The organism is Aquirufa echingensis (assembly GCF_042714525.1).
Taxonomy (GTDB): Bacteria; Bacteroidota; Bacteroidia; order Cytophagales; family Spirosomataceae; genus Aquirufa; species Aquirufa echingensis.
The window spans coordinates 227,378-248,797 of record NZ_JBBKYA010000001.1; the positions used below are offsets into that span (position 1 = coordinate 227,378).

Sequence of the window (21,420 nt, forward strand, 5' to 3'; positions counted from 1 at the left end):
TATTTTATTCATACAATGCCAAAATGGCCTTTTCGTGTTTGGCATAAATAGCCTTGCGTTTCAACTTCAAGGTAGGTGTAATTTCTCCATCTTGAACGGTAAACAAACGAGGTAATAAAACGAATTTCTTAACCTGTTCATATTTGGCCACTGAACCCATGGTGGACATTACCTCTTCCTCCACTTTACGAATAACATCTTTATGGTTGATCAATTCCTCGGGCGTACCAACTGGGATTCCATGTTGCTTACACCAAACACCTAAAGCCGCAAATTCAGGAATAATTAATGCCGCAGGGAATTTTTGTCCTTCACCTACGACCATGCATTGTTCGATAAACGCGGATTCTTTTAGTTTATTTTCCACCAACTGCGGTGCAACGTATTTACCACCCGAGGTTTTAAATATTTCCTTTTTACGATCCGTGATCTTCAGATACTTGCCTTCAACCATTTCGCCAATATCACCCGTGTGGAACCAACCGTCTTTATCAACAGCCTCAGCCGTTGCTTCTGGGTTTTTGTAATATCCGACCATCACAGAATCCCCGCGCACACAAATTTCTCCATCTTCTGCAATTTTCAATTCCATGCTATCTACCAAAGTTCCCACACATCCAATTCGGAAATCTGGTGGATTAACTTGCGATACCGAAATAACGGGCGAAGTCTCTGTCAACCCATATCCTTCACTGACTGGAACACCAGCCGCCCAGAATACACGTGATAAACGAGGTTGTAAGGCCGCGGAACCTGAGGCAATCAAACGCACATTTCCACCTAAAGCCTCACGCCACTTACTGAATATCAATTTCCGATAAACTGCTAATTTGATGGAATCCACTAAACCCAATTTAACCATCGGGTCATATTGTAAACCAAATTCAATTGCCCCAAAAAATAATTTACGTTTGATACCCGTTAACTCATTGCCTTTGGCCAAAATCTTATCGTAAACTTTCTCCAATAAACGTGGAACCGAAGCAAACATGGAAGGCTTAACCTCTTTGATATTATCCGCAATGGTTTCCATGCTCTCCGCGTAATACACCGAAACGCCATAAGACATGTACATGTAAATGTCGGTCCGCTCATAAATGTGACAAAGCGGTAAAAAACTTAAAGCACGATCTGTTGCGTATAAATCAAAAAACTTCCCGCGAATTAACGCTTTTACGTTGGAAACAATGTTGTGATGGGTCAACATGACTCCTTTTGGCCGACCGGTTGTTCCCGATGTATAAATTAAGGTCAATAAATCACTTGGCTTTACTGCATCTTGCAAAGGTTTTAAGGGTGCTCGATCCTGACCAAAACCAGCATCTTTCACATCAGTCCACATATCCGCTCCTTCAACTGGATCGAAAGTATAGATCTTCTTTATCTTACGATTTCCTTTCGCAGCTTCTTTCGCTTTAAGAAATAATTCTTCTCCCTCCACAAACACATACTTCACTTCTGCATTCTCAAAAATGAATGCATAATCTTCCACAGTAATCGTTGGATACATCGGCACCGAAACAGCACCAATCAATTGAATAGCAAAATCAACAAAATTCCATTCCGGGCGATTGCCCGATATGATGGCAATTTTATCTCCTGGTTTAATCTTCAAAGCCAAAAGTCCCAAAGCAACATCTTGAATGATATCCAACGTTTCTTCCGAACTATATTTTCGCCATTCTCCATTTCGCTTCAAACAAAACAAATCCGATTTATGAAGCTGATCGTAAATCGGCAGTAAATCAAATACGCGGGTGAAATTTGAAAATTCAAGCATGATTGAGTTTGTTGATTATGAATATCAAAGTTAACAAATCAGCCTTTCGATTTGCACTTTTAAACGATTTTTTTGTACACAATAGTCTATTGTCCACAAGTTATCCACAATACAAGGGGTATAAATATGCTATTCTATCTTTTTAAATTATTTATTTATAATAAAATATCAATATAACATCAAAAACGGTATACCCTGCCGGCGTCAAACGGTAGATTTCATTTATCCACACATATAAATTAAAAAAAGAAAAACTTTTTAAAATCTTTTCTTTTGTTTCTCTTTGTTGTTCTCTGTGGATATGTGGATAAGTCAAAATTTGATTTGTAATATGCTATTAATCAGGAAGATGATAATTTTAAATAGCTTATCAACTTGTGGATAAGATTTCCGTATTGCGTGGATAAGTGTGGACTTATACACATTTTCCACAGGGTATGGAATTTTATCCACATTCGTCCACAGGAATTGTGGATAAAATGGGGGTTTATTGGGTACTTATCAACACATCACTAATCTGAAAGTTGGCCTTCAATTTGATCTTGCTTGGAAAGAAATAAATTGACTCGGGCTTTTCTTTTGTTTTAAAGTTGCCTAAATCCCAAAGTCCATTTCCATTGCGATCTTCAATGGCACGTAATTCATATAAACCAGGTTCCACGTGTGGGAAATTAAATGTGTTTTCGCCCGTTTGTTGGTATGCCAAAGCCTTCGTATCCGATTTGATTAACTGAAAGACATGTTTGCCTTTAGGTGTGTTGATACTCCCTGAAATACTTCCATAATTTTCTAAATCTTGAAATTCAAAAGCTTGCGTAAATACTTGGGAGGAATCTTTTTCTACACTGACAAAAGCATGCTTCGCAAATTTCAATTCAAAACGATTACGCAAAGGCAAATAAGCTTTCTGAATGCTTAATTCATTGACAAAGCTATTCCAGTTATAAGCATCATCCGGCAATTGAATTTCTTCATCGGGACCTGTTACGAACGAGATCGCTTTTGTGTTTATCAAAGCGATTGGTTTCGGAAATTTAATTACAATCGAATCCTCAGGACTTAACAAATGGTTACTTGCTGGAAATACTTCCATACGTAAAGGTGTATTGACGACCTTTTCTTTCTTATTGGGTTCTCTAAATTTTAGCTTCAATGCTAATGTCGTTACTCGATTTAATGAATCCGTTACGATAGCCGATATACGAACAGTATCTTGATGTTCCACGTTTCCCACATAGAAACGTAGGTTTCGGTGTGATTCAATCTGGTATGATAGATTTTTTGGTTGGATCTCAATCGATTTTACACCTCTCGATAATTCATATAAAACCGTTTTTGCTGTGCTTGTTGTCTTGCTAATTTTCAAGGGATCTTGATTTTGTAAAGCAATTTTAAAGTCTTGCGTTTCGCTTTTCTTTAAATCAATAAAGTTTTGTGTGATGAAATCAACAGGTTCTTTGTTTGAATTATAGACTAAATTATTGTTGATGTCATTAAATGCCGCCATGTAATATTTGCCAGCTGCAATGTTCTCAATTTGGTAATTTCCTGAAGTATCTGTTTTCGTAAAATAATATGGTTTTGCCTGATCAATGCGTAAGGTATCCGTGTAAGGATAGAGGCCGACCAAAATAGATTCCAGCTTTTTATTTGTCTCCAAATGTTTTACCTGGCCGCTGATTTGCAAGGAATCAATGTCGGATCCCGTACTGAAAACAAGTTTGATGTTTTTGCCTTTATTGCGCTCCGACATATCTTCAATTGCATTCCGGAAATTGAAGGTATAGGTCGTGTTTTTATGTAGTGTGGAGTCCAATAGTAATGTCACGCCCGTAGGTCGGATACGGGTTTCATATGTTCCCACATTCGGAGTGATCAACAATTCTTGATTCAAATTTCGAATGGATACATATTCATTGAAATTCAATTCGATTTTCTTCCCCGTATAATTTTTGCTTTTGTTTAGCGGAATACTAGTTACAATTTTGGGAGCTAATGTATCTTTTTTTCCGCCTGGAGGACTTGCAGTTTGTGCACAACGCTGAAACATGCTCAAGCTAATGAACAGGATAAATGTGACGAATGCGAGTTTTTGCACGAATTTAGGCATGTTCAAAAATATAGATATTACTTGAATAATTACCTGTTTTGAAATAGGCCATTAGGTTAGACCAAAGGCCGACGAAAAAAGAAGTGATTAATTTCTTGCTTCCGGTTTTGTATTCGTGACTCAACAGTGCAATGTAAAAACTGTCGAAAATTTGGCCATGTTGTTTGGCTAATTTAAATCCGTGTTTTTTGGCAATTGACTGAATGGTTTCAGGATTGAAATGATAAATGTGTCGTGGAACATCATAGGCCGCCCAAAATTCTTTAAAATAATCCGCATCAAAAGATTTCGAATTGGGTAAGGCTAAAAGCAATTTACCCCCTGGATTTATGCGTTTTTTGAAGAACTCAAAATAGGCGTCGATTTCATACACATGTTCCAAGACATGCCACAAACTGATCAATTCAAATTGAGGTTCTTCTGGGATGGCCTGTAAATTTGGGAATATGCTTTGACCTGTTAATGCTGCTGCACGCGCTGCCGTTTCGGGATCGAGTTCCATGCCAAAGGTATTCCAACCGTCTTGTTGGCATGCATGTAAAAAGTGTCCATTGCCACAACCGATATCCAATAAATTTTTAGTCCCCTTTTGTTCGCCTTGAATCAAATTTGTTTTTTGTTTCAAGGTTATTTTTCGAACCGCGTGGTAAAGCTTATTGATGAATCCTTTTTGCGTATTGCTGTGGGAGATGTAATTCTCCGACTGGTAAAAATAGCTAGCTTGTTCTGCTTCCGGTCGTGGGTTTGTGAAGAGTAAATCACATGCTGCACAACGAACGATGTTGAAGGTATTTTTTGAAACGGTATAGTCTTTGGCTTGTAAATGTGTGGTCATTTCTGACGAACCACATGCCGGACAGTTTTGTAATGTCTCCATAATTAACGACCCATAAATAAAAGTAAAATCGAAACGTCAGCGGCAGACACACCTGAGATGCGGCTCGCTTGACCAATGGTTTGTGGACGAATCGATTTAAGTTTAATGCGCGACTCTGTGGACAAGGTTTTGATTTTGTCATAATCGAAGTTCGCCGGAATCGCCAAATCCTCCATGCTCTTCATCTTGTTTACCATCAAGCGTTCTTTCTCAATGTAGCTTTCATACTTGACAATAATTTCGACTTGCTCGAGCACTTCTTGCGAATATGCTTCTTTGATACTTTGCCCAATTTCGTGTTGGAGAATTTGTTCAAAACTTAAGTCGGAGCGCTTCAATAAATTAATCAATGGCGCCCCCTCCTTCAATGTTGCTGTACCTTGTTCTTGCAACCAATCGTTGATTTCCGCAGGCTTCACTTTCGTTGTTTGAATGGTTTCAATTAACGCAGCTACTTGTTCCTTTTTGTTCAGGTAAGTATCCAAACGTTCTTGCGTAGCCAAACCCAAGCCGTAGCCTTTTTCGGTTAAGCGCTCATCAGCATTATCTTGTCTTAATAAGGTTCTAAACTCTGCGCGAGACGTAAACATGCGGTAAGGCTCATCCGTACCCTTGTTGATTAAGTCGTCAATCAAAACGCCAATGTAAGCCTCCGATCTCGATAAAGTAAACGGTGCTTTTTTGTGTGCTTTTTGATGCGCATTGATACCAGCCATTAATCCTTGGCAAGCAGCTTCCTCGTAGCCTGTCGTTCCGTTAATTTGTCCGGCAAAATATAAACCCGAAACACGTTTCGTTTCTAAAGTCGCATTCAATTGCGTTGGTGGGAAATAGTCGTATTCGATCGCATAACCCGGTCGGAACATTTTCGCATTTTCAAATCCAGGGATTAAGCGGATGGCTTCGAATTGAATGTCTTCTGGAAGGGATGTTGAAAATCCATTCACATAAATTTCAACGGTATTCCACCCTTCGGGTTCTACGAAAATTTGATGGGAATCTTTGTCGGCAAAGCGATTGATTTTATCTTCTACGGATGGACAATAGCGCGGTCCTAAGCCTTTGATTCTTCCTGCAAACATCGGACTTCGATCAAATCCTTTGCGAAGCACTTCGTGTACTTTTTCATTCGTATGTGTAATCCAACATGAGCGCTGCTCTTGGATAGGTGTCTTCGTCAAATAAGAAAAGGAGCTTGGGTTCTCATCTCCTTTTTGTTCTTCCATTTTGGAATAATCTAAACTCCGACCATCCACACGCGGTGGCGTTCCTGTCTTCATCCGACCTGCTTCAAATCCCAATTGAACCAATTGTTCTGTGATGCCGCCAGCCATGGGTTCAGCCATTCTTCCTCCGCCAAAATGTTTTTCCCCAATATGGATTAAACCATTTAAAAATGTACCATTCGTTAGTACAACCGTAGGTGCAAAATACTGCATTCCCAATCGGGTGTTCACTCCTTTCACTTCGTCGTTTTCAACGATTAAGCCTTCCACAGAATCTTGCCAAAAATCAACATTGATATTTTGTTCCAAAGCCCAGCGCCATTCTTCTGCAAAACGCGCGCGGTCCGATTGGCATCTTGGCGACCACATCGCTGGCCCCTTCGAACGATTCAACATTCGAAACTGAATCATAGTTTTGTCGGAAATGATTCCCGACATCCCTCCTAGGGCATCTACTTCACGAACGATTTGACCCTTTGCCACACCCCCCATCGCCGGGTTGCAGGACATCTGGGCAATCGTTTGCATGTTCATCGTAATCAACAACACCTTTGAACCCATTTGGGCTGCTGCATGCGCCGCCTCACAGCCTGCATGCCCCGCTCCTACTACGATTACGTCATATGAATTCTGCATCATCTTCATTTATGTTTCACGTGGAACACGTATTATCTTTTTGCCAAATAGTAATTTTCCTTATTCGTCATCTGGTCTTTGTCGGCCTTCGCCTTGTCCTTGTACCCACAAAGATGCAACAGGCCATGCACCATGACGCGTTGCAATTCGCTTTCTTCTGTCCCAAATTTTTGCGCATTTTCCAGGATGCGATCATAGGAAATAAAGATGTCTCCTTCAATTATTTTAGGGTCATCCGAATTGTCAAACGTCACGATGTCTGTGTAGGTATCGTGTTGCAAATAATTCTGGTTAATCTCCAATAAATAGCTGTCGGAGCAAAACACATAATTCAACTCTCCTATCTTTTTTTGCTCTTCTTTCGCAACCGCTTGCAGCCATTGCTTGTGCTTGATTTTGTCTTGCAGCTTGAAAGAAACGTCTTCTGTATGGAAACTGATCATATTCGTTTATTAAACCGCGAATTTACGAAAAAGCATCCTCGAAATGCTCGATTTTAACAGCTTGTGGAAAAAAAGTAATGGAAATCGTATCAAACTGTATTTCGCCATGCCATTTTTCTTCCAATTGAAAGCTTTCTGCCGCGTGGTGATAGCGCCGAATTTTGCCTTTTCCTATTTGTTCTTCGGGTTCCCCATAGCAAATCGAATGTTTTGATTTGATTTCAATGAAGAATAACCGTTGGCTTTTTTGCGCAACAATATCTACTTCTGCCTGGCCGCTTCGGTAGTTTTTGTCACGGATATAATAACCCTGTTTTCGTAAATAATCAGTTGCTAGATATTCTGCCCTTTTCCCAAGCCTTAAATGTTTCGCCATTCTTGTATATTTGCTTTCCCAAAAGAACAGGTTTCTTTGGGGCGAACATAACAGTAAGCTGATAATCTCGATGCCAAATAAAAATGTCCAATTTGTTGATTTGGGACTTGTGCCCTACAAGGAAACCTGGGATCTCCAAGAGTCCTTGATGGCGCATACGGCCGGCATTAAATTGGCAAATCGAAATGTGGCTGAGTCGGACTTGAAGTCTACCCCCAACTTCCTTTTGTTCTGCGAACACCCACATGTTTATACCTTGGGAAAGAGCGGGGACGAGTCTCATTTGTTGATGCAAGAGTCTTTTTTGCATACGATTGGCGCTAGCTTTTTCAAGATCAACCGTGGTGGCGATATTACCTATCATGGGCCGGGCCAACTGGTCGGCTACCCAATTTTAGACCTAGAAAACTTCTTTACAGATATTCATTTATATCTCCGCATGCTGGAAGAAGCCATCATGCGAACATGTGCCCACTATGGTTTGGTGGCTGGGCGAATCGAAGGCTTGACTGGTGTGTGGATTGACCCAGAATCTGACAATCCACGAAAGATTTGTGCTTTTGGCGTGAAGGCTTCTCGTTGGATCAGCATGCATGGATTTGCCTTAAATGTGAATACTGACCTATCCTATTTCGGACATATCGTGCCGTGTGGTATTGCAACTAAGGGCGTAACTTCTTTACAGCAAGAGCTAGGCCAAACGATGGACTTGGACGAAGTTAAGCGCCTTGTTTTAGCGAATCTTCAAGCGCTTTTCTTATTTACACCCCAACATGTTTCACGTGAAACATTGCCTAAGCTAGAAACGAATGAACTTTAAAAACACGCTTTTTCTTGATATTGAAACCGTGTCTGGAAAATCGGATTTTTCCCAGATTTCTGAAAAGATGCAAGAATTCTGGCTAAAAAAAGCGAAGAATTTATACAACATTGATGCCTTAAGCCTGGAAGACCTGTATGCTGATCGCGCAGCATTGTTTGCTGAATTTGGCCGGGTAATTGTGATTGGAATGGGCTTTTTGTATGTCAATAAGGACCAACAGCTCAGTATGAAGGTGAAAACCATTGCGCATCATGATGAGAAAGAGCTACTAAAAGAGTTCGGCGCATTTATTAACAAGACATACAAGTCCAAGGAATTGACGCTTGTGGCACACAATGGGAAAGAGTTTGATTTTCCGTATTTGTGTAGAAGAATGTTGGCAAATAATCTTGAAATTCCCAAAGCCCTTCAAGTTCAGGGTAAAAAACCATGGGAAATTATTCACCAGGATACCATGGAAATGTGGCGATTTGGAGATCGAAAGAATTATACTTCCTTGGAATTGTTGGCTGAAATGATGGGAATTGAGGGCGCGAAATCAGATCTTTCGGGCGACCAAGTACATGATGTATACTATAAAGAGGGTAATTTAGCGCGGATTGAATCCTATTGCATGGAGGATGTTATTGTGGTGGCCCAACTGTATTTGCGGTTTCATTTTATGAACCTCGTTGAGCCACACAACATACAAAAACTATAGTATTTTGGCAGGATTTCCGAAAGCACGCTTGCAAGCTGGAATATTTTCTATTACAACAGAGCCTGCTCCGATGGTTGCACCCTTCCCTATTTTAATGCTGCCAACGATTGTCGAGTGAATTCCTACAAATGCATTTTTATCGATTTGTGCTTCTTTCCCGATAACTGAACCTGCGCCGATTTGACTAAATTCTTCAATACTTGCACCTGTTTCAATGATTGTACCTGGTCCAATAATGACGTGATCTGCAATCTTTGTTTCTGCTCCTAGCACGACATTCGCGCCAATGAATATTCCATAAGCTAAGCTCTTCACATTGGCAATTTGCGCACTTGGATGTATCGCGTGAACCGGTTTTGTTTTGCGATCTTCTTCGATTAATTCGATCATTTTCTTACGCTCGGTTGGGTTTTCCAATGCCACAAATACGGCACAAGACTTTCCAATTAAGCCCCAATAACTTTCATCTTCAGTTGTTCCCAATACAGGAATCTCACCAATCATGGTGTCTTTTTTCTTAAGGTCATCGTCAAGAAAACCATAGATTACGACGTTATTTTGTTGGAATATGTGTGCTACTTCAAGTGCAAATGGATTTACTCCAATAATGATTACGGGTAATGATGTCATATATTATTTTATTTTGGCTGTAAAAGTACGTAAATCAAAAGAGGTTTCTCCTGCTTTTGTAAAGATCAAATCACTTATTTCTTGTCCTAATTGAATCGGTTGATCGAATATCCATTGGCTTGCGTCTTGGGTTTCTAATGCATGCATGTTGGAAAGATCTCCTATTTCTTCGACTGTCCATGTGTAATTAATTTGTGTCTGTCCACTTGCCGTTTCTTTCAAGTTTAGACCAATGTCAGCACGAATTTTTCCTGTTGAATCTAAAGGTGCCTGTGTTAGTTTTATGTCGAATATTTGGCGTTCGTTTGTCGCTAAAGCTTCATACGTTTCGATGTCTTCTTGTTGGTAAGTGCCTGTTGCAATACTGTAAAAGGCATCTAATAATATCGCGGCATTGAGTTGGCGTAAAGATTGTTTTTCCAAGTCCCAGCCTGCACCACCTGACTCAAGTAAAAGTAATCCGTAACCTCTTTTTTGAAAGTTATCTCCGAATGCACGTGGATTAAATTCGTCGGTCCATTTAGCTACTTTATTGGGTATTTTTTCTTGTGTTAATCGCGTCAATCGATTGGCTAATTTACCTGCGCGAAGTCGTGAATCTGTCCAGGTTCCTGCCTCATCTCCAGCCGTTGCAAGGAAGGCAATGTGCGTTTGATTTGCCGAATTTCCTACGGAGTATAATCGATTTTGATCGTGTAAATTAAAGGCAAATGTAGGTTGTATGCGGTCTGCCCAATCAGATAATAATCTCGCTTCTGGGCTATAACAATGTTGAGCATCGCGGTTCATATCAATTCCTAATGCCGTTTCACGAGTCCATTGAGAAGCCCCATCCGCGTTTAAATAAGGTATGAAGGAAATGCTTAGATTCTGATGCAATATTTCCCTGATTTCAATAAATCTTGAGTCATTTGAGTTGATAAAGTTGAATATATCGCACAATGCCATGGTTGCCGTTGCTTCATCGCCATGCATTTGAGACCAAGCAATAATTTGAATGGGACCTTGGCCAAATTTCACTTCATGAATCGCTCTTTTTTCAAACGTTTCCCCAATTTTCGTTACCTGTAAATAGGGAGATTTTGTCCATTCTTGTATAAGTTCTTGCCATAAACTTTCGTCAAAACGACGCTTTTGAATTCGTGTTTCTTTGTACTGTGAATAGTTGTCGAAAAAGAAATGGTACATATTAAAATGGGAGTTTAGGCATGTAAGTTGCCCATGTTTGTGATTTGAAAATTCCTTTATTCTCGGAGAAATAGATAACAATGAAGGTAACAATGAAGTAACAAAACCAGGCATCTTTTCCGAATAGTTCAACACCCATGCACATTGCTGCGATGGGCGTTTTTGTTAATCCCATGTAAAGGCAGGTGAATCCCAAGGCAGCTAAAAAAGGAGCCGGTAAATTGATTAGATCTGAAAAACTTGCCATGGCATGTGAGCCGATTAAAAATAAGGGCGTTGCCTCTCCCCCTTTATAGCCGAGTCCAAGACTCAAGCAAGTCGCTATGAGTTTTTGGAAAGCGTATGTTCCCGCTTGAAAATTTTCTTCAAAGGGTCTTAGTAAATATTCGGAACCCAATCCGATGCTCTCTTGAAAAAAGGGAAATTGAAAGAGCGCTAGTAAAATAAGGCCCGCGAGAATCGCTTTTTGGTAAGCCTGTATGGGTAATTTATCAGATGCAAAATAAATAATCGATTCTAAGCGCGAATAGATGCGTGCGATTATGGCTAAAAAAAGGCCTATAAGCGCTAATTTGGCCCAAAATACGGGTGAAATCTCAGGTAATAAAATGTGGGGATACAAAACGTGTTTTGTGCCGTACACGTGGAGACTTACGAGATTTGCTGCAAAAGCGGTGGATAAGCATGCAAAAACTGAGCGAAAATGAATTTTGCCAACTTCTTTAATTTCGAGTCCGAAAAAACATCCGGCCCAAGGTGTTCCGAAAATTGCTGCAAAACCTGCACTCATTCCGGCGCGTAGCCAAATGGATTTTTCCTCTTGCGATATATTGAATGGCTTAGTACTCGCGTTTGCGATCGAGCCGCCCATGAATACTGCTGCCCCTTCCCTACCTACAGATGCTCCAACCAAATGACTTAGCCAGGTGCTGGCCAAAGTATAAGGTGCTTGGAAAAAAGAAGTAACCTGGGTATCCCCGTGTAGCTGCTTGATGAGGTCGTTTGTTCCTAATGTGGTGAAAGACCATTTGCGCATCCATACAAGTATTAAACCAACCAAAGGAAGTCCTAGTAAAAAATAAGTTTGTCGATTTTCTGCGATGAGTTGCAAGCCCCAGAGGAAAAGTGATGCAACACTACCGCTGGCGAAGGAGATGATGGCCCATAATAGGAATCTAATGCCCCAAATTCGCATGATTAAGAGAATTTTTGTTTCAAAGGTAGGGAATTTTATTTTGCCTACCTTTGTCGTGGAATTGTGATTGGGCGCCGGCAGCGTTCGCGAACGGAGTTCCACGAAGGAAATTGTCCCTTCATCAAAATTAATCATATGACTGATTTTTCTTCGCTTGGTTTAAACCCTCAATTGTGTCGCGCCTGTGACGCTTTGGGCTATGTTACTCCAAGCCCCATACAAGAGAAGGCGATTCCTCTTATGTTGCAAGGACACGACGTCCTTGGCATCGCACAAACCGGCACAGGAAAAACGGCTGCCTATGCATTGCCGATATTAATGCGTTGTAAATACGCCCAAGGGAAAAATCCTCGCACCTTAATTTTAGCACCCACACGTGAGTTGGTCATGCAAATTCATGAGGTGATGGTCGGCTTAGCAATTGAGACGGATTTACGCATTTTGGCATTATATGGCGGATTGGGACCTAAAACCCAAATCCAAACCTTAGAAGCGGGCGTTGACATTTTGGTTTCTACCCCCGGTCGTTTCTTGGAATTATACCGCAAGGACGCGATTGTCGTTAAGGAATTAAAGATTTTGATTTTGGATGAGGCGGATAAAATGATGGACATGGGTTTCATGCCACAGATCCGCGAAATACTCGAGAAAATCCCTTACAAAAAGCGTCAAAACGGGTTGTTTTCCGCGACTTTCCCAGAGAAAGTAGAGAACTTATCGCATGAGTTTTTGGAGTTTCCTCAAAAAGTGGAAATTACCCGACAAGCCACTCCAGCTAGTCAGGTGACCCAATTTGTTTATGAGGCCCCGAATTTAAGTACGAAAATCAATGCTTTGGCCTATTTTCTTAAGCAAGATCGTTTTGAACGTGTGATGGTTTTTTGTCGGAGTAAGGACGTTGCCAATCAGGTTGAAAAGTTTTTGATCCGCAAGGTTTTATCGGAAGACCAAGTGCGTGCGATTCACTCGAATAAAGGCCAAAATACGCGTATCAATGCAATGCAGCAGTTTCGCGAAGGCTTAATTCGGGTGTTGGTGACGACAGATGTGGCAGCGCGTGGCATTGATATTCCCAAAGTTTCCCATGTCATCAACTTTGATGTTCCTTTGATTTACGAAGATTATGTCCACCGGATTGGTCGGACGGGTCGGGCGGATCAGGTAGGCGAGTCGATCACTTTTATTACCCTAGCGGAGCAATATCACTGGGCAAAGATTGAGGAAATAATTCAGCAAAAGATTGAAATTCAGGACCTTCCGGCGGAAATCAGCCGAGAAGAGACTCCGTTTGTGGAGCAACAAGATATGTTGCGGGCGGTCGACGATCAACGGAAACGCGAGGATCCCGATTTTAAAGGCGCGTTCCACGAGAAAAAATGGGTGATCAAAGCACGTGCGAGTGGGCAAAAGGTTCCTACGCGTAAAGCGGTGACAAAAACAGGCCCAAAAGGGGGTGCGGTTTCAACACCAAAACCACCCCAACGGAATAATCGTCCTGGAAAAAACGCAAAATTTCGCCCAGGAGCACCATCATCTAAAAAGAAAAGGTAGATTTGCAGCGATGAAAGTACTACTAATTAGTTTGTTTATGTTCGTTGGAAGCTTAGCGATGGCCCAACAAACAGCAGCGCCTAAAGAGGCAAAATACTTGCCACTATATGGTCAAAAGGCCTTATCCGCCAAAGACCAAAAGGAATTAACCCAATTCGTGGAGTCTTGTGATGCCAGTTTTGGTTCACGTAAAGAGGCAGTGGAATTCTTTTCTGAGCGCGCTTGGGAATTCGTCTCTTCGGGACATTTGGACACCGCAACTTATCGATTTAATCTAGTTCAAGCGCTTGATAATCAGGCTGTTGATTCCTATTGGGGATTGGGCGTGATTACTTTTCAACGACAAGATTTTCCTAAGGCCATCGAGTTTTTATCCAAAGGTTTGGCATTAGATAGTACGCAAAGTATTCTTCGCGTTGACTTAGCGATTGTAAAATTGAGTTGTTATTTGAAGTCCATGGATTGTGGTACTTTGGATGAGACAGATGCATTATTGCAAAGAGCTCTGTTACAAACACCGAATTATGCAACGGCTTGGATGAAGCGAGCGCAAGTGGCCTATTTACAAGAGAAATATGAAAATGCCTGGGCCTATTTGCATGAGTGTAGGAAGCTGGATATCACGCAGTTGGATTTAAATTTAGGACACAGTTTAGCGGAAAAATTGCCTGATCCGCAAGGCGTGTTTAAGTAAATTACCATGGGAATTCGATCCTTTTTTGCGAAACCTTTTGCGCGCAAGGTGGTAAAAAAACACCAAAAGAGTCACGCGCAGGCGATTCAAATTCAGGAAAATTGGCTGAAGAATAACCTCAAAAAAGCGGAGCAAACCATCTTTGGTCAGGCCTATGAATTCGATAAAATTCGTAATTATTTAGAATATAAAATCCGTGTTCCCATCGCTGAATACGAGGATTTAAAGACTTATATTGATGAAATGGTATTGGGTTCTCCCAATATTTTATGGCCGGGAAAACCTGCCTATTTTGCCAAAACTTCAGGTACAACTTCCGGTGCGAAATACATTCCGATTTCCAAAGAGTCGATGCCATTTCACATTACGGGTGCACGCGACGCCTTGTTGCATTATGTGCACTATTCAGGCAATTCCGCATTTTTAGACCAAAAACTGATTTTTTTGTCGGGCTCTCCGGAGCTTGAGTCGAAGCATGGAATTCCGACAGGTCGCTTGTCGGGGATTGTCAATCATCACGTTCCTAGCTATTTGCGTAGTAATCAATTGCCATCTTATGAGACAAATTGCATCGAAGATTGGGAGGAGAAATTAGAGGCGATTGTGCAAGAAACCATCCAACAACGTATGGGTTTGATTTCGGGAATTCCGCCTTGGGTGCAGATGTATTTTGATCGTTTGGAAACTTTATCGGGTCAAAAGATCGGAGATTTATTCCCTGATTTTCAATTGTTTGTCACGGGAGGGGTAAATTTCGAGCCTTATCGCCAGAAATTGATGGATTCGATTGGTCGGGAAATTGATGTCGTAGAAACCTATCCAGCATCGGAGGGTTTTATCGCATTTCAGGATTCAACGGGTGAGGAGGGGTTATTGTTGAATGTTGATGGAGGAATCTTCTTTGAGTTTGTGCCAACTGATACCTATTTCACGGCGACGCCAAAGCGTTTAATGCTTTCGGAGGTTCAATTGGGCGTGAATTATGCTTTATTGATGTCGACGAATGCGGGACTTTGGTCATATTCGATTGGAGATACGGTAAAGTTTGTGTCCCTGAATCCGTTTCGTATTGTGGTGACGGGTCGAATTAAGCATTTTATATCGGCATTTGGGGAGCATGTGATTGCGGAAGAGGCGGTACGTGCGATGGCTGAGGCATTAAAGGCCTGCCCGGAGTCAAGTCTTGTTGAATTTACTTTAGCACCGCAGGTTAATCCATCGGCTGGTGAATTGCCTTACCACGAGTGGCTGGTTGAATTTGCTCAGGCACCGCAGGATCCTACGCGTTTTCAAGCCGTTTTAGAGGCATCTATGACCGCTCAAAACATCTATTACAAGGATTTGATTACCGGAAAGGTTTTGCAGCCTTTAAAACTCACGATTTTGAAGCCCAATGCTTTTATTGATTATATGAAATCGCAGGGGAAATTAGGGGGTCAAAATAAGGTTCCACGTTTGGCGAATGATCGTGTGATCGCGAATGGCTTGGGGAGGTAGGAGAGGCAGTTGTCAGTGATCAGTTGTCAGTCCAGAGGGAAATAGTCCGGAGTATTTTATAACCCCAGACTTTAGTCTGGGGAGTTATGTGCGTTCGTGGGATCCCTAGGCTAAAGCCTAGGGTTATAAATATCAGTCTAACGTCCAACGTCTACTTCTGCCACCCCGCATATTCCAAATAATTCATCGCGGTTCGCATGAAAACCTCAGCGGCTTCAGGGCTCACAGGTTTGAGTAATTTGGCTGGGTTTCCGGCATAGATACTACCGGCAGGAACGCGAGTATTTTGGGTTACAACAGCACCTGCGGCAATGATGGATCCCGTCTCGATTAGCGCACCGTCCATGATGATGGCACCCATGCCCACGAGGACATAATCTTCGATGGTACAGCCATGTACGATGGCATTGTGTGCGATGGACACGTAATTTCCAATATGCGTTTCGGTTTTTTGGTAGGTACAATGAATCACCGCACCGTCTTGAATATTGCTGTAATTGCCTATGCGGATGCGATTCACATCCCCACGAACGACCGCATTATACCATACCGTGCAGTGTGTACCAAACGTCACATCACCTACGATGGTCGCGTTCGCTGCCTGCCAATTTTCTTCCCCAAATTGCGGCGAAATACCCTTTATTGGAACAATTAATGCCATTTTCGTATTGTTAAGCAGGCCATTTGCCCTGTAATTTCATCACTTTTTCAATCACATCTCGCACGGCTCCTTTGCCTCCGCCAAAAGGCGAGACATATTTACAAGCCATTTGAATTTCAGGAATGGCATCTGCCGGGCAAGTACTCAATAATGCCGGTCGGGAAAGAATTTTTAAGTCTGGAACGTCGTCGCCCATGTATAAAACCTCCGACTCGTCAATTCCCATTTTGTTCAACCAACCTAAATAAGTTTCCAATTTATCCTTGCCGCCCAAACCAAAATAAATGTCCTGAAACTTCAGGTTTTCCAATCTTTTTTTGACGCCCTTATGGCCTCCGCCAGTAATGACACACAAATTATATTCCGCTTCTCGAGCCTTCTCAATGGCATATCCGTCACGTATGTGAAAAGTTCGGTAATGTTCCCCGGTTTCCAAGACATGAACACTTCCGTCTGTCATGACGCCGTCAATGTCGAATACAAAGGCCTTAATTTGCGCAAATTGCGTGAGTACGTTGGACATATTGATTGATTTGAATGGTAATTTACATAAATCTGCGGAAAGACTTGATGCGATTCGTGATGGCTTTTTTGTATTTTTACCCCTTATGAGGCTTTTGCGAATAATTTTCTGGGTTGGCTCTTTGGCATTTTTGCCTACCTATGCCCATGCCCAACAAAATGCAAACGCCTCTCTTGTCGCCGATTTATGCTCGAGCATTAGCCAAAGTAAGTTTTCAGACGCGCCTGTTGTTGTCAACCAATTGCAAAGTCTTTATGCACAGCAACCGCAAGCGGAATTTTTTATGCGGGCCCAACAAATGCGCGCGGCGGGTTATAAAACTCCTTCGTTTTCTTATTTGTTTGCACGAACGTTTTTGCAAGCAAATCCCAATTTACAGAAGGAGCTATTAAACCTCGTACCCCTTTTCGCTGAGCGAAAAGTAGGCAAACTCGCGCTTGATTTTTACGAACAAGTGGATGCTTGGCAGTATAATCAACAGCTGTTACAAACGGGAAATTATGCCATCCGTGTGCAAGGAAACCTGTCGGTTCGTTGGCAAGATGCGGATAGTACCTTGGCGCCCACCGACAATTGGGATACGCCTTCCGATGAAAGCCCTGCGGAAACGTGGATTCAATATCAAGTGAAAAGCCCGGGGCCGGTTTTGGTTTGGACAGATGCAATTTGTGAATCGCTCATTGGAAAGGATAGTCTTCGGATAACTGCGAAACAGGTCTTATTTTCAGTAAAAGATCGTTTGTTTTTTGGTCAAAACGGGCTCGTGGAACAAGGAAATTTGGCCTTACCGTTATTTCAAATCAACCCGCGCAAAGGCTATTTGCTCAGCGAGGAAATGAACTGGAAAGTAGGAGATCGTTCCATTGTGGGGGCACTGCGGATGCAATTGAAAAAGAAGGCGGGTGCTAAGCAATTTGACCTAGAGTTTCGATCCAAACAATTTGTTAGCGAGGCTTTACAAGGGAAATATTTCAAAGGTTTTGGTCGCTTGCTGGTACGTGGCAATCAATTAGGTTTGCTTGGTTCCAAAGAAAAACCCGCTCGGTTGGAGATATGGGGCCCCCAACGGAAATTGGGTGAAATTTTGACGTCGCAAGCCTTGATGCAGGCTAACGAATCCATTCAGATTAAAGAAGGTGCATTTATTGGTTATGTCGGGAAAAAGGATTCGCTTTACCACGGGTTTGTGACTGCGAATTGGATTCCAGCAGAGGCTGCTTGGCACCTCAAACCCACGCAAGAAGAAATTCGTTTTGAAGATAGTTTTCATCAGGTTTCGATTTCTGCCGACTTAGGTGTTCTACACGCAGAAACACAAAAAATGGATTTTTTCCGTTTGTCGGGGAAAAGCCAAAACCCCGCCTGGGTCGAGTCTTTTGACTTTTTTGATGCGGGCAGATTGGATAGCCAGCAGGGCATATTAACCTATGATCCGATTCGGATATTGTATAACCATTTGGCTATGATTAAACGAAGTCATGCCAATTTGTATGATATCGCCGAGGCTAATAAAAAGGACCCCAAACTTCTACAAGGCGGTTTTCAGCAGTTCAAACATGCTGGATATTTGAATTTTGACGAGCTGAGTGGCGACGTTTCTTTCACGCGTTTGGGCCGTCATTATGCCCAAGTGAAATATGCACAAAAAGATTTTGATCGGTTTTATGTACCCTCGTTTGGGGGGATGTTGGCAAAGGATACGGCGAATATTTCCTTGGATTTAGGCCAACAAAAACTCGTCATTCGCGGCATTAAGGAAGTCATGGTGTCGGATTCTTTGAAGGCGAATTTTATTCCTTCGGATAATCAGATTGTGTTTGGTCAAGGGCGCGATTTTGATTTCATGGGAGAAATTAAGATTGGGAATTACCGCTTCCGTGGCCAGGGATTCCGCTTTAATTTCACGGATTATTCGATTAATCTTCCTCAGATTGATTCGATTACCTTCGTTCGAAAGGGGACGAATCGTGAGCTGGGGGGGCAGTTTCGCTACGAGGCTGGTCATATTCTATTAGCACCCCCGAACAATAAATCTGGCCGACTAGGTCTTGCTGCATTTCCTAAATTGATTATTCCGAAAGGGGTTGTCTCCTATTTTGATGAGCCTTGGCGCGCGGCAGGCGTTTACAGCAAAAAACATTATTTTCAAGTTCCACGCATCGAGCTAGACAGTTTAACCCAGAAGGAAATTACGTTCGAGGGAAGTTTCTATTCGGATGGCCTGTTTCCCACATTTAAGGCTTCTTTGGTATTGATGCCAGATCAGAGTTTTGGCTTTTCGTACAATCAAAAATTGCCGTTTAGCATTTACCGCAACAAGGCGATTTATCAACTAAAAAGTCCCATGTTGATGAATAAAATAGGTCTTTCTGCGGCGGGTTCGATGACGTATCAAGGGCTCATTTCGAATCAAAAAGAGTCACATTTTTACCCGGATTCCCTGATTGCAACAAGCATCGAGGCAACGATGCAAGGGAAAGGGTTTCCTGATATGCAAATGGGGGAGCACCGTTTCACATGGACGCAAGAAAGCGATAGCCTTTGGATGCATCCATTTAAACAATCCATTTCATTGTATAAAAAAGAAGTGCAATTGATTGGGTCGCTGGGCATGCACCAAAAACAAGTTTTCGGTCGGGGGAATTTAACCTTGCAAGACGGGATTATGGAATCGTCCAATTTCCGGTTTGATGCTTCTTTGTGGACTGCATCGGAGGCGAACTTGAAAATCGGTAAACAAATGGCGCTATTCCCGCCCTCTGTTTTCATGGATCGGGTGGCGCTCGAGGCAAATATGTCAACTCATAAAGTCATGATTCGTCCTATGAAAGGCGACATGGGGTCGGCGATTACATTTCCGTATGTGGCATATCAAAGTTCATTGGCTGATGCGACTTGGGATTTGACGAATCAGAAGTTTTTGATGGGGGGCCAAAAGGGTTTCGAGCTAAAAAGTTTGGATAGTACGGGTGTTGCGGGGTCTATGATTAAGGCAACAAATGCGTCTTATGATCTGAAAGCGCAGTATTTGGCATTAAGTGGTGTGAAAGAAGTTGAGGTTGGTTCGGCATTATTGTATCCTGAAAAAGGTATTCTGGGTATTCAAAAAGATGGGGCTTTCAAGCCTTTTTCGGGTGCCAAAGCGGTTCTAAACGGCAAACATTTGTTGAAGGATTTAAAGATTTCTGAAGGAAATTCCGCCGGCTGGAAAGGGGAGGCTAATTACCAATTTCCACGCAGCGACGGGGATACCGTGGCGGTTGCATTGCGGAACTTTCATTTTGAAGGGAAAAGCTATATCACGGCTGATGGACTTTTGTCGGAGAAAGTGCCGCTGCGTTTCAGTAAACATCAGCAATTCAAAGGGGAGGTTTCTTTGGATACGCGCTTGCCTAATTTGAACTTTAAAGGATTTATTCGACCGGTGATTGGTTTGCCTAATTTCCGCGCGGCGTGGATTCCTTTTGAGAGCAACAAAGGTGAAGAACCGCATTTGGTCTTGAACAAAGATTTACATGATGAGGCCGGTCGGCCGATTACCGCTGGAATTTTTATCAATGCGCAAAACCGATTGTATCCGACATTTTTAAGTCCTCAATCGGATGATTTGGATCCCGTATTATTTCAGGCGGAAGGGGATGTGATTGAGGCGAATGATCGCTATGAGGTAAAGGGAAAGCAGACGCAGATGCAATTGTTTATTGATAAGCATCGAGTAGAAGCAGAGGGTCCGATCCAATTGTTTACGGGAAATCAGTCCATTCGGGCCTTTGGGCATTTAAATATGTCAACGGATAGTTTGTTGCCGCGTTTGGATACCTGGGTGAATTTACAATTTCCGTATCCAGCCAAATTGTTGAAGGTGATGGGCGATCGCATCGTCAAATATTTGTTGGACGAGGGAATTCAAAGTGACCCTGCGGATGACCCAGAGCGTCGGGATGCTTATTTAAACCGAGCAGAACAAGTATTAGGAAAAGCGATTCCGGAGGCAATGCGGACCAAAATGGATCAGGTGCACATGGCCTTGGATAAAGTGGCACCGGAATTCGCTAATTCGATTAACTTTTCGGGGGTTTCATGGGTTTGGTCTCCAAACACATCTGCTTTTTATTCGGTTGGCGGAATTCCTTGGGTAAATGTGGGTCCGGTGGACGTGAATGCGACGGTTCGAGGGTATATGGAAGTGATTAAGAAACCGAGCAAAGAGGAGTTTTATGGGTATTGGGAACTATCTGAAGATTTATGGTATTATTTTGCCTATTTCAATGGCGAGTTAGGTGTTTATTCCTCGGATCCCGCCTTTTTGGCCAGTATTCGAGAAGCGGTTAAATCAGATAAAAAAGGTAAATTGGTCGTTGTGGAAGCTGCGGGAGATGAGAAAGATGCATTTGTGAAGCGATTCTTGGCATATTATCGAGGAACCACGCCTGCGAAAAAAGTGAAAAAAGCAGCAGCCCCAGTTAAATCAACGGCACCTGCAACGAAGTCGAAAAAAGGAGGATTTTAA

Annotated in this window: 17 protein-coding genes; 6 read left to right on the forward strand and 11 right to left on the reverse strand. The window is 42.2% G+C overall.

Annotated elements, in window-relative coordinates; genetic code table 11:
- Positions 1-4: 4 nt before the first annotated feature.
- The 6 genes from SKC38_RS01125 to SKC38_RS01150 all read right to left on the reverse strand — a co-directional run bounded on the left by SKC38_RS01125 (position 5) and on the right by SKC38_RS01150 (position 7,448).
- Positions 5-1,780, reverse strand: a complete 1,776-nt coding sequence (locus tag SKC38_RS01125; protein ID WP_377974363.1) for an AMP-dependent synthetase/ligase — start codon at positions 1,778-1,780, stop codon at positions 5-7.
- Between the two features lie 487 nt (positions 1,781-2,267).
- Positions 2,268-3,890, reverse strand: a complete 1,623-nt coding sequence (locus tag SKC38_RS01130; protein WP_377974364.1) for an Ig-like domain-containing domain — start codon at positions 3,888-3,890, stop codon at positions 2,268-2,270.
- Positions 3,883-4,767, reverse strand: a complete 885-nt coding sequence (locus SKC38_RS01135; protein ID WP_377974366.1) for a class I SAM-dependent methyltransferase — start codon at positions 4,765-4,767, stop codon at positions 3,883-3,885. The genes SKC38_RS01130 and SKC38_RS01135 overlap by 8 nt, the downstream gene beginning before the upstream one ends.
- Positions 4,768-4,769: 2 nt before the next feature.
- Positions 4,770-6,629 carry a tRNA uridine-5-carboxymethylaminomethyl(34) synthesis enzyme MnmG gene (gene mnmG / locus SKC38_RS01140; RefSeq protein ID WP_377974861.1) on the reverse strand — a complete coding sequence of 620 codons (1,860 nt, stop codon included), beginning with the start codon at positions 6,627-6,629 and terminating at the stop codon, positions 4,770-4,772.
- A 32-nt stretch (positions 6,630-6,661) separates the two neighbouring features.
- Positions 6,662-7,072, reverse strand: a complete 411-nt coding sequence (gene ybeY / locus SKC38_RS01145; protein ID WP_377974368.1) for an rRNA maturation RNase YbeY — start codon at positions 7,070-7,072, stop codon at positions 6,662-6,664.
- Positions 7,073-7,094: 22 nt separating this feature from the next.
- Positions 7,095-7,448 (reverse strand): YraN family protein, encoded by a 354-nt coding sequence (locus SKC38_RS01150; RefSeq protein ID WP_377974370.1) that lies wholly within the window; start codon positions 7,446-7,448, stop codon positions 7,095-7,097.
- A 70-nt stretch (positions 7,449-7,518) separates the two neighbouring features.
- On the opposite strand from SKC38_RS01150, the gene lipB reads away from it, so the two are divergent.
- Both lipB and SKC38_RS01160 read left to right on the forward strand, forming a co-directional pair.
- Entirely contained in the window at positions 7,519-8,268 is a 750-nt protein-coding gene (gene lipB / locus SKC38_RS01155; RefSeq protein WP_377974371.1) for a lipoyl(octanoyl) transferase LipB, read from the forward strand.
- Positions 8,258-8,971 (forward strand): 3'-5' exonuclease, encoded by a 714-nt coding sequence (locus SKC38_RS01160; RefSeq protein WP_377974372.1) that lies wholly within the window; start codon positions 8,258-8,260, stop codon positions 8,969-8,971. Before lipB ends, SKC38_RS01160 begins: the two co-directional genes overlap by 11 nt.
- Here the strand turns inward: SKC38_RS01160 and SKC38_RS01165 are convergent.
- The 3 genes from SKC38_RS01165 to SKC38_RS01175 are packed head-to-tail and all read right to left on the reverse strand — an operon-like array spanning position 8,966 to position 12,119.
- Positions 8,966-9,601: an LbetaH domain-containing protein gene (locus SKC38_RS01165; RefSeq protein WP_377974374.1), complete on the reverse strand. Its 636-nt coding sequence runs from the start codon at positions 9,599-9,601 to the stop codon at positions 8,966-8,968. The genes SKC38_RS01160 and SKC38_RS01165 overlap by 6 nt on opposite strands.
- Before the next feature lie 3 nt (positions 9,602-9,604).
- Positions 9,605-10,789 (reverse strand): M14 family zinc carboxypeptidase, encoded by a 1,185-nt coding sequence (locus SKC38_RS01170; protein WP_377974376.1) that lies wholly within the window; start codon positions 10,787-10,789, stop codon positions 9,605-9,607.
- Between the two features lies 1 nt (position 10,790).
- Entirely contained in the window at positions 10,791-12,119 is a 1,329-nt protein-coding gene (locus SKC38_RS01175) for a chloride channel protein (protein WP_377974377.1), read from the reverse strand.
- Here SKC38_RS01175 and SKC38_RS01180 point away from each other — a divergent pair, their 5' ends adjacent.
- The 3 genes from SKC38_RS01180 to SKC38_RS01190 are packed head-to-tail and all read left to right on the forward strand — an operon-like array spanning position 12,120 to position 15,726.
- The gene (locus SKC38_RS01180) at positions 12,120-13,535 is read left to right on the forward strand and encodes a DEAD/DEAH box helicase (protein WP_377974379.1); all 1,416 of its coding nucleotides are present in this window, start codon (positions 12,120-12,122) and stop codon (positions 13,533-13,535) included.
- A 10-nt stretch (positions 13,536-13,545) separates the two neighbouring features.
- Positions 13,546-14,229, forward strand: a complete 684-nt coding sequence (locus SKC38_RS01185; protein ID WP_377974380.1) for a tetratricopeptide repeat protein — start codon at positions 13,546-13,548, stop codon at positions 14,227-14,229.
- 6 nt (positions 14,230-14,235) lie between these two features.
- Positions 14,236-15,726 carry a GH3 auxin-responsive promoter family protein gene (locus tag SKC38_RS01190; RefSeq protein ID WP_377974382.1) on the forward strand — a complete coding sequence of 497 codons (1,491 nt, stop codon included), beginning with the start codon at positions 14,236-14,238 and terminating at the stop codon, positions 15,724-15,726.
- 151 nt (positions 15,727-15,877) lie between these two features.
- Here SKC38_RS01190 and SKC38_RS01195 read toward each other — a convergent pair whose 3' ends face one another.
- Together SKC38_RS01195 and SKC38_RS01200 are read right to left on the reverse strand one after the other, a co-directional pair.
- The gene (locus SKC38_RS01195) at positions 15,878-16,387 is read right to left on the reverse strand and encodes a gamma carbonic anhydrase family protein (protein ID WP_377974384.1); all 510 of its coding nucleotides are present in this window, start codon (positions 16,385-16,387) and stop codon (positions 15,878-15,880) included.
- A 10-nt stretch (positions 16,388-16,397) separates the two neighbouring features.
- Positions 16,398-16,910, reverse strand: a complete 513-nt coding sequence (locus SKC38_RS01200) for a KdsC family phosphatase (protein WP_377974385.1) — start codon at positions 16,908-16,910, stop codon at positions 16,398-16,400.
- Here SKC38_RS01200 and SKC38_RS01205 point away from each other — a divergent pair.
- Complete coding sequence (locus SKC38_RS01205; protein ID WP_377974387.1) at positions 16,903-21,420, forward strand: hypothetical protein; 4,518 nt, start codon at positions 16,903-16,905, stop codon at positions 21,418-21,420. The genes SKC38_RS01200 and SKC38_RS01205 overlap by 8 nt on opposite strands.